Origin of the sequence: Streptomyces viridosporus, assembly GCF_002078235.1 — a bacterium.
In the GTDB taxonomy this organism is placed as follows: domain Bacteria; phylum Actinomycetota; class Actinomycetes; order Streptomycetales; family Streptomycetaceae; genus Streptomyces; species Streptomyces viridosporus.
In genome coordinates this window covers 1-7,783 of sequence record NZ_MSGP01000582.1, presented here as the reverse complement: position 1 = coordinate 7,783, position 7,783 = coordinate 1, and the positions used below count along the sequence as shown (strand labels likewise).

7 protein-coding genes are annotated in these 7,783 nt (G+C 72.2%); all 7 read right to left on the bottom strand.

Going from position 1 to position 7,783, the window contains the following annotated elements:
• Positions 1-943 (bottom strand): pectate lyase family protein (locus B7L92_RS33380; protein WP_081241017.1); only part of this gene is annotated, 943 nt, incomplete at its 3' end.
• Positions 944-971: 28 nt separating this feature from the next.
• Positions 972-1,772, bottom strand: a complete 801-nt coding sequence (locus B7L92_RS33375) for a rhamnogalacturonan acetylesterase (RefSeq protein WP_081241015.1) — start codon at positions 1,770-1,772, stop codon at positions 972-974.
• A gap of 145 nt (positions 1,773-1,917) precedes the next feature.
• Positions 1,918-3,279, bottom strand: coding sequence for an ABC transporter substrate-binding protein (locus B7L92_RS33370; protein WP_081241014.1), 1,362 nt, complete (start codon positions 3,277-3,279; stop codon positions 1,918-1,920).
• 70 nt (positions 3,280-3,349) lie between these two features.
• Entirely contained in the window at positions 3,350-4,879 is a 1,530-nt protein-coding gene (locus B7L92_RS33365) for a glycoside hydrolase family 43 protein (RefSeq protein ID WP_081241013.1), read from the bottom strand.
• Positions 4,876-5,721 carry a DUF6807 domain-containing protein gene (locus B7L92_RS33360; protein ID WP_081241012.1) on the bottom strand — a complete coding sequence of 282 codons (846 nt, stop codon included), beginning with the start codon at positions 5,719-5,721 and terminating at the stop codon, positions 4,876-4,878. Before B7L92_RS33360 ends, B7L92_RS33365 begins: the two co-directional genes overlap by 4 nt.
• Positions 5,718-6,905 carry a Gfo/Idh/MocA family protein gene (locus B7L92_RS33355; RefSeq protein ID WP_081241016.1) on the bottom strand — a complete coding sequence of 396 codons (1,188 nt, stop codon included), beginning with the start codon at positions 6,903-6,905 and terminating at the stop codon, positions 5,718-5,720. The genes B7L92_RS33360 and B7L92_RS33355 overlap by 4 nt, the downstream gene beginning before the upstream one ends.
• Positions 6,906-6,934: 29 nt before the next feature.
• On the bottom strand, positions 6,935-7,783 hold an 849-nt coding region (locus B7L92_RS33350; protein ID WP_081241011.1), incomplete at its 5' end, for a carbohydrate ABC transporter permease.

Sequence of the window (7,783 nt, the reverse complement as noted above, 5' to 3'; positions counted from 1 at the left end):
ACAGGTTGTGGTGGAACGTCACCTTCAGCTTGCCCCGGTCGCCGACGGCGGTGGACTCGCCGTCGCTGTTGCCGATCAGGATCGTCTTGTCGTGCTCGGTGAAGACGTTCCAGGAGGCGGTGACGTAGTCGGAGCCCCGGACGATGTCCAGCTGTCCGTCGTGCTGCTGGTACAGCATGCCGAAGTGGACGGGTGCCTCGCTGTCGGGGTGCTCGCCGTCGGTGAAGGTGTTGTGGTCGAACCAGACGTGCGTGGAGCCGTACACCACGGCGGTGTCGTACTCGGAGTTCCAGTTGCCCCGGTCGCCGTCGGTCGGGTCCCACTGGGGGAAGCAGTCGACCGGGCTCTCGAGGGTGAGGTTGCGGACGATGACGTTGTCCACGTTCTTGATCTGCAGGCTGGCGCCCTTGATCCCGGCGTTCCCGCCGATGCCGATGAGGGTGGTGTCGGCGGGGATGTTCACCTTGATCGCCCGGTCCTGGTTCGCGGCCGACACCCTGCGCAGCCCCTCCGGGCTGTCGTCGGGCTCGGCGCTCAGGTCCTCCTCGTACCCCCAGGCCTGCGGGGAGTACTTCTCGAGGTAGGCGCCGAAGTCGTAGCCGGGTGCGGCGAACGCCTCGCAGCCCTGGGAGACCGCGTCGATGGTCCCCTTCACCTTGATGATCCTCGGCGCGCTGCCGCCGTCCGCCAGGGCGGCCTTGAACTCGGCCCAGTTCGTCACGGTGTACACGTGCCGGGCGTCCGCGGCGGCGCCCCCGGTGGTGCCGGTGCCGTGGGCGGCCCAGCCGTCGTTCGGGGCCAGCGTCTGCCGGGCGGGGTCGCGGTGGGGGGACGGGGAGTGCGCCTGGGCTCCGGTGCCGGCCAGGGCCAGCACCAGGGCGGTGCAACCGGCCAGCGAAGCGGTTCTCACTGTGGCATGAGCATGCCACTTCGTTCTGTTCACGGTGCTGTTCTCCTTGGGTTCGGGGGTGTTACGCGGTGGCCTCCGGCCAGGTGATCCACGACTCCGGGACCGTCTCGTCCAGCCTGCGCACGTCGCGCGGCGCGAGCACCCGGGTGCGCAGCAGCTCCCGGGCGACCAGTCGTGCCACGGCGATCGCGCCCGGCGGGTTGAAGTGCGTGTTGTCCTGCTCGGTGGGCGTCCAGTTGAAGTACTTCTTGGTCTCCTCGGCCCCGAGTTCCTGCCACAGCGCCAGCGACAGGGCCTGGACGTCGAGCAGCGCCACCCGCTCCTCGCGCGCCAGCGCCCGCATCGCCGCCGGGTACTCGCCGTGGCTCGGCACGGCGTCGCCGCCCGCGTCGAACCGCCGCCGTTCCACGGCGGTCGCCAGCACGGGCCGCACCCCGCGGGCCCGCGCCCCGTCGACGTACAGCCGCAGGTACTGCTGGTACGTCGTCCAGGGCTCGGTGTAGCGGCTCGGATCGGTGGCCTTCTCGTCGTTGTGCGCGAACTGGACCAGCAGGAGGTCCCCGGGCCGGGCGGAGGAGAGGATCGCCTCGAGCCGCCCCTCGTCCACGAAGCTCTTGGAACTCCGCCCGTTCACGGCGTGGTTGGCGACGTCCAGGTGCCGGTGGAGGAAGAAGGGCAGCGCCGTGCCCCACCCGGTCTCGGGAGCGGCGTCGGCGTACTTCCGTGCGGCGGTGGAGTCGCCGGCGATGTGGAGGGTGCGGGCGCGGCGGCCGGGGGCGGCCTGCGCGGTGCCGGTCGTGGCGAGGGCGAGGGGAACGGCGGCGAGCGCGGCCGAGGAGACCCGTCTGCGGCTCAGGGACACGGGGCGGTGCCTTTCGGTGGGGGACCTGGACCTTTCGGAGGGAGACCCGGACCTGTCGGTGGGGGGAGGGATGGCTCCCCGCAGGGAGGGGACGGCCCGCGGCCCGGAGCGGACGGGCCGTCCCGCGGCGGGTCCGCGAGCGGACTCACCCCATCTGCTCGTCCCACTCCGCCTGCGCCTCGTTCAACTGCTCGGCCAGCCCGTCCAGGAAGTCCTTCGCGCTCAGGTCGCCGTTCAGCACCTTCTGGAAGTTCGGCTCGTTGTCGGCCTTGGAGATCGTGTTCCAGTCCGGCAGGTAGTACGGCAGCTGGACGATGGTCGTGGAGCCGTCGTTCAGCGCGTCCGCGGCCAGCTTGGTCGGCTCCGCCTTCGCGATCCACGCGTCCTTCGCGGCGTCCGTGTGCGACGGCACCTGTCCGGCCGACTCGTTGAACTTCGAGTTCGCCTCGTGCGAGGTGGCGTACTCGATGAACTTCCAGGCGGCCTCCTTGTTCTTGGAGCTCTTGAACAGGCCCAGCCCGTCGACCGGGTTGGAGACCTGGACCCGCTTGCCGCCGGGGCCGGTGGGCTGCGGGATGCCGCGGAACTTCTCGGCGCCGAGCGCCTTGACGTGGTCCTGGTAGGACCCGAGGTTGTGGTTGAGCATGCCGATCGTGCCGGAGTCCCACTGCGCGACCATCTTGGTGAAGTCGTTGTTCAGGTCGGCCGCGGGAGTGACCTTCTTGAACAGGCCCGCGTACTTCTCCAGGGCCTCGACGTTCTTCGGGTCGTTGACCGTGGTCCTCTTGCCGCTGGAGTCCCAGAACGTGGTGATGCCGGACTGGCCGTACATCGCGTCCAGGGCCTGGGCGATGGAGCCGGCGCCGCCGCGGATGGTGTAGCCGAACTCGTTCTTGCGCTTGTTCGTGAGCTTCTCGGCGGCCTCGTAGAAGCGGTCCCAGGTCGTCGGCTCCTCGAGGCCCGCCTTCTCGAACAGGTCGGTGCGGTAGTACAGCACGCCGTTGTTCGCGGAGGTCGGGACCGAGTAGAGCCTGTCGTCGCCGCCGCCGGCGGCGCGCAGCGACTCGACCATGTCCTTGTTGAGCTTGCCGTTCAGGGAGGACTTCTCCAGGCGGTCGTCCAGCGGGTCGAGCGCCTGCTGCGCGGCGAAGCCCGCGAGCATGGCGGCGCCGACACCGCCGACGTCCGGCAGGCCGCCGCCCTGGATGGCGGTGTCGACCTTGGACTGGTACTCGGTGGCGGCGATGCCGACGTACTCGACGTCGATGTCCGGGTTGGCCTTCTCGAAGTCGGCGATGACCTCCTTCCAGATGTCGGTGCGGACACCGCCGTTGTTGTCCCAGAAGACGATCTTGCCCTTGCCGTCGCCCTCGGCCCCCTTGTCGCCGCCCGCTCCGCTGCCGTCGTCGCCGCAGGCGGTGGCGGTCAGGGCGAGCACGGCCCCCAGGGCGACGGCGGCCGGGGTGCGGCGCCTGCCGGTGCTGCTTCTGAGATTGCTGATCTTCATTGGTCGGCTCTCTTCTTCTGGATCCAACGGGATGTGACGTTGTGGGGGGACGGTCGTCGTCCGGCGGCGCTCAGCCGTGGGACGAGGCGCTGATCCTGAACTGGGTGAACACGGCCGCGCCGGCGTGCCCCTGACCCGCGGGCGCGAGGGCGACCAGGCCGAGCAGGGCACCGACCCAGCGCCAGGGGGTGGCGGCGAAGACCTGACCGGAGGGACGGAAACCGTCCCCGGTGTCGTACGAGAAGCGGCAGCGCGCCCCGGCCCCGACCTCGACGCGCAGCCGGGCCCGGCCCTCGGGAGCGGGCCGCGGGTGATCGGCGTCCCGCTCCTGCCCCGCGGCCGCCTCGGCGAACCGGTGCACCAGGTGCACGGTGCCGTCCGGGCCCCGCTGGAGCCCGATCCAGCGGTACGCGTCCCCGAGGACCGCGAGGCCGGCCCGCGCGCCGGGCTCCCCGCTGTCGAGCCGCAGTTCCACCTCGACGGTGCACGGGGTGCCGGGCAGCCGCTGGGTGAGCACGTGGGGCAGCTTGCGCAGGTCGTGCGCGTCGGCGGAGCGGACACAGGTCAGCCGCAGTCCGTCGGCGGAGTGCTGGGTGGTCCAGCCCTCCCTGGGATTGGCGGTCCACTGCCACTGGCGGCCGTGGCGTCCGCCGGGGAAGTCGTCGTCGGTGGCGGGCGCGGCGGGCGGCTGCGGCAGCAGGTCGGGGCGGCGGTGCTCGGTGACGGGGGCGCCGTCGTCCCCGATCACCGGCCAGCCCCCGGGGCCCCAGCGCATCGGCTGGAGGTGGACCACCCTGCCGTACGCCCCGCGCTGCTGGAAGTGCAGGAACCAGTCCTCGCCGGACGGGGTGCGCACCCAGCCGCCCTGGTGGGGTCCGTTGACGTCGGTGTCCTTCTGCTCCAGGACGACCTTCTCCTCGTACGGCCCGAAGAACTCCCGTGCACGGAAGGCGCCCTGCCAGCCGGTCTCCACTCCCCCGGCGGGCGCAAGGATCCAGAACCAGCCGTCGTGCCGGTAGAGCTTGGGTCCCTCCAGGGTGAACCAGCCGGGGATGCGGTCGGCGTCGACGATCACCTTGCCCTCGTCGAGGAGTTCGGTGCCGTGGGGGTGCATCCGGTGGCCGGTGAGGCGGTTCTTGACGCCGGCGCGGGACTTCGCCCAGGCGTGCACGAGGTAGGCCTCGCCGGTCTCCTCGTCCCACAGGGGGCACGGATCGATCAGGCCCTTGCCGGCCTTCACCAGGTGCGGACGGGTCCAGGGCCCGCGGATCCCGGGGGCGTTGACCTGGAAGACGCCCCGGTCGGGGTCGCCCCAGAAGATCCAGAACCGGTCGTCGTGGTGGCGCAGCGACGGCGCCCAGACCCCGCAGTCGTGCCGGGGCTCCGCGAACTCGGCCTCCGGTTCGAGGCGTTCGAGAGCGTGCCCGACGAGGGTCCAGTTGACCAGGTCGCGGGAGTGCAGCAGCGGCAGTCCGGGGGCGCGGCCGAAGCTGGAGGCGGTCAGGTAGAAGTCGTCGCCGACGCGGATCACGTCCGGGTCGGACCAGTCGGCGTTCAGGACCGGGTTGCGGTAGGTGGGGGCCGTCCGCCCGGCGGTCATGGGCTCACCGCCTTGCGGACCAGGGCCGCCGCCTCGTCCCGGCCGAGGCGGCCGTCGGCGACGACGGTGACGATCCGGCGGACCACCGTCCGGCCGGGCGGGACCGGCAGCCGTGCGTCGTGGGCGAGGGAGGAGCCGACGCCCGGGTACTCGGCGGTGCGCACGAACCAGGGGTCGCGCCGGGTCGGTTCGGTGGCCCCGGCGAAGACCAGCGTCCAGGTGGAGCCGGCCAGGGCGAGCCAGTCCGCGCGGCGGCCGTGGACCGCCTCCTCGCCCTCCGCGCCGGCGGTGAAGACGTCCGGTGCCGCCTCCTCCTTGCGGGCCCGCCAGAAGAAGCCGCCGTAGGCGGCACCGGGGCGGCCGTTGGTGGCGGGGCTGCCGAGGGAGAGCGGGGCGGCGGTGACGTTGGTGAGGGAGAAGGTGAGGTCCAGCGCCCAGGCGCGGTCCGTGAGTGCGGTGGCCGCGACCGTGCGGCGCTCGCGCAGCAGCTCGCCCGGTGCGGCGACCCAGCGCAGCTCCTGGACGAAGCCGTCGGGGTCGCGCAGCTGGAAGGCGGTGTGCCGCTGGGAGCCGTGGTTGTCCAGCTCGGTCGGGCCGCGGTCGCGGACGAAGGTGCGCCCGCCCCAGAAGTTGTGCCCCTCGACGTCGGGAACGGCGACACCGACGCCGAGGTGGTGTGCGTGGTCGGCGGGGCTCAGCTCGGTGACCGCCGTGCCGGCCAGGGTGGTGACGGGATGCAGGTACGGGCGCGGGGAGAGCCGGGCCGGCAGCTCGGGCCGGACGACGTACCGGCCGACCGGCCGGCCCGCGACGCGCAGGACCGTGGAGTCGTTTCCGCTCAACGGGTGCTCACCTCTTTCGGCAGGTGCTCGGCGGGCCGCGCCCAGGGGGCGCCCAGCTCGGAGTAGAGGGACAGGGTGTCGGCGGCGGCCGCGACGAGCCCGTCGACGCCGGGCACGACCCGGCGGTTCTCGCCGGGGACGCGGCGCCAGGCGCCGACGGGCAGCGGGGCCGGGTCGGGGGCCTGCCGGATCGCCTCGACGACCTTCATGAAGGCGCCCGTCCGGTCGGGGGTGACCAGCAGGGGGGTGCCGTCGGTGAGGTGGGCGACGAGGTTCTCCAGCAGGTCGGTGCGGCCGTACTCGAACTCCTCCGGGCCGTGGTCCGCGCGCTGGAGCAGCACGCGGTCCTGCTTGTACCAGAAGGTGATGCGGCCGCTGGTGCCGTGCACCAGGACGTACGGCTCGCCGGCCCGCTCGGCGCACAGCGTCGCGGCGACGGTGACCGGCCCGCCCCGCGCGGTGGTGACGCGGACGCAGGAGGTGTCGTCGGACTCGATGTCGTGGGCGCGCAGCAGCTCGGTCTCGATGCCGGTGACGTCCTCGGCGCGGGTGCTGCCGTCGAGCGCGAGGGCGGTGGCGACGGCGTGGGCGAGCGGGTTGGTGAGCGCGCCGTCGACCACGTCGGCGCCGTTCAGCCGCCGCCGGCCCGCCCAGGGCGCCCGCCGGAAGTAGTCCTCGTCGCGCACCCAGGCCCCGGCCCCGCCGATCCCGACGGTCCGGCCGATGGCACCCTCGGCGACCAGTTCGCGGATCGCGGGCACGGCGTGCGAGCCCAGCGACTGGAAGCCGATCTGGCAGGCGACCCCGGCCGCGGCGACCCCGTCGGCCATCCGGCGGAACTCGGCGTACGACGGCGCCGGCGGCTTCTCCAGCAGGAGGTGCACGCCCCGCTCGGCCGCCGCCAGGGCCAGGTCGGTGTGGGTCGGGATCGGTGTGCAGACGATCGCGATCCGGGCGCCGGTGGACTCCAGCAGGGCGCCGAAGTCGGCCGACTGCTCGGGGAGTTCACCGCCGAACTCCTCCTCGGTGAGCGGGGTGAGCTCGCAGATCCCGACGAGCCGTACCAGCCCCTCGTCCTGGAGCCGGCGGATGTTCGCCACGTGCCAGCGGCCGTGGCCGCGGGCGCCGGCGAGGACGACGGGCAGGGGTTCGCGGACTCCCGTCCGGGAGGGCGTCGAGGGCATCGGGGAGGCCTCGGAGGCCGGGAACGCCGTCATCCCTTCACCGCCCCCGCGCTGAACCCGGTGATCAGCCACTTCTGGATGAAGGCGAACACGAGCACGACGGGGACGGCCGCGATGATGCCGCCCGCGGCGAGCGCGCCGAGGTCGACGCTGTCCGCGCTCATCAGGGTGTTGAGGCCGACCGGGATGGTCTGCTTCTCCTGGTTGTTGAGGAACATCAGGGCGAACAGGAAGTGGTTCCAGGAGTGGACGAAGGCGAAGGAGCCGACGGCGATCAGGCCGGGCCGCAGCAGCGGCAGGACCACGACCAGGAAGGCCCTCATCCGGTTGCACCCGTCGACCCAGGCGGCCTCTTCCAGGGAGTACGGCACGTTCTTGATGAAGTTGCTGATCAGGATCATCGACAGCGGCAGCTGGAAGACCGTCTCGGCGATGATGACGCTGCCGAGGGAGTTGATCATCTGCAGTTCGGCGAAGATCTCGAACAGCGGGACCAGCAGCAGCGCGCCGGGCACGAACTGGGAGCACAGCAGGGCCAGCATGAAGCCCCGCTTGACGCGGAAGTCGAATCGGGCGAGGGCGTAGCCGCCGGCCAGGGCGACCAGGGTCGTCATGACCAGGGTGGCGACGCCGACCAGCACGCTGTTGGAGAAGAAGGTGCCGAAGCTGCGGTCCGTCCAGACCTTCTCGAAGTGGTCGAAGGTCATCGGCCAGGGCACCAGCGAGGTCGAGCCGGCCGGGCGCAGCGCGAAGAGCAGGATCCAGTAGAACGGGACGAGGGTGAAGACCAGGTAGATGCCCAGCGGGAGGTAGATCTGCCAGCGGGGCGCCTCGTCCCAGGCCCGGTGCCTCTTCGCCGGGCGGGGCGGTTCGGGGGC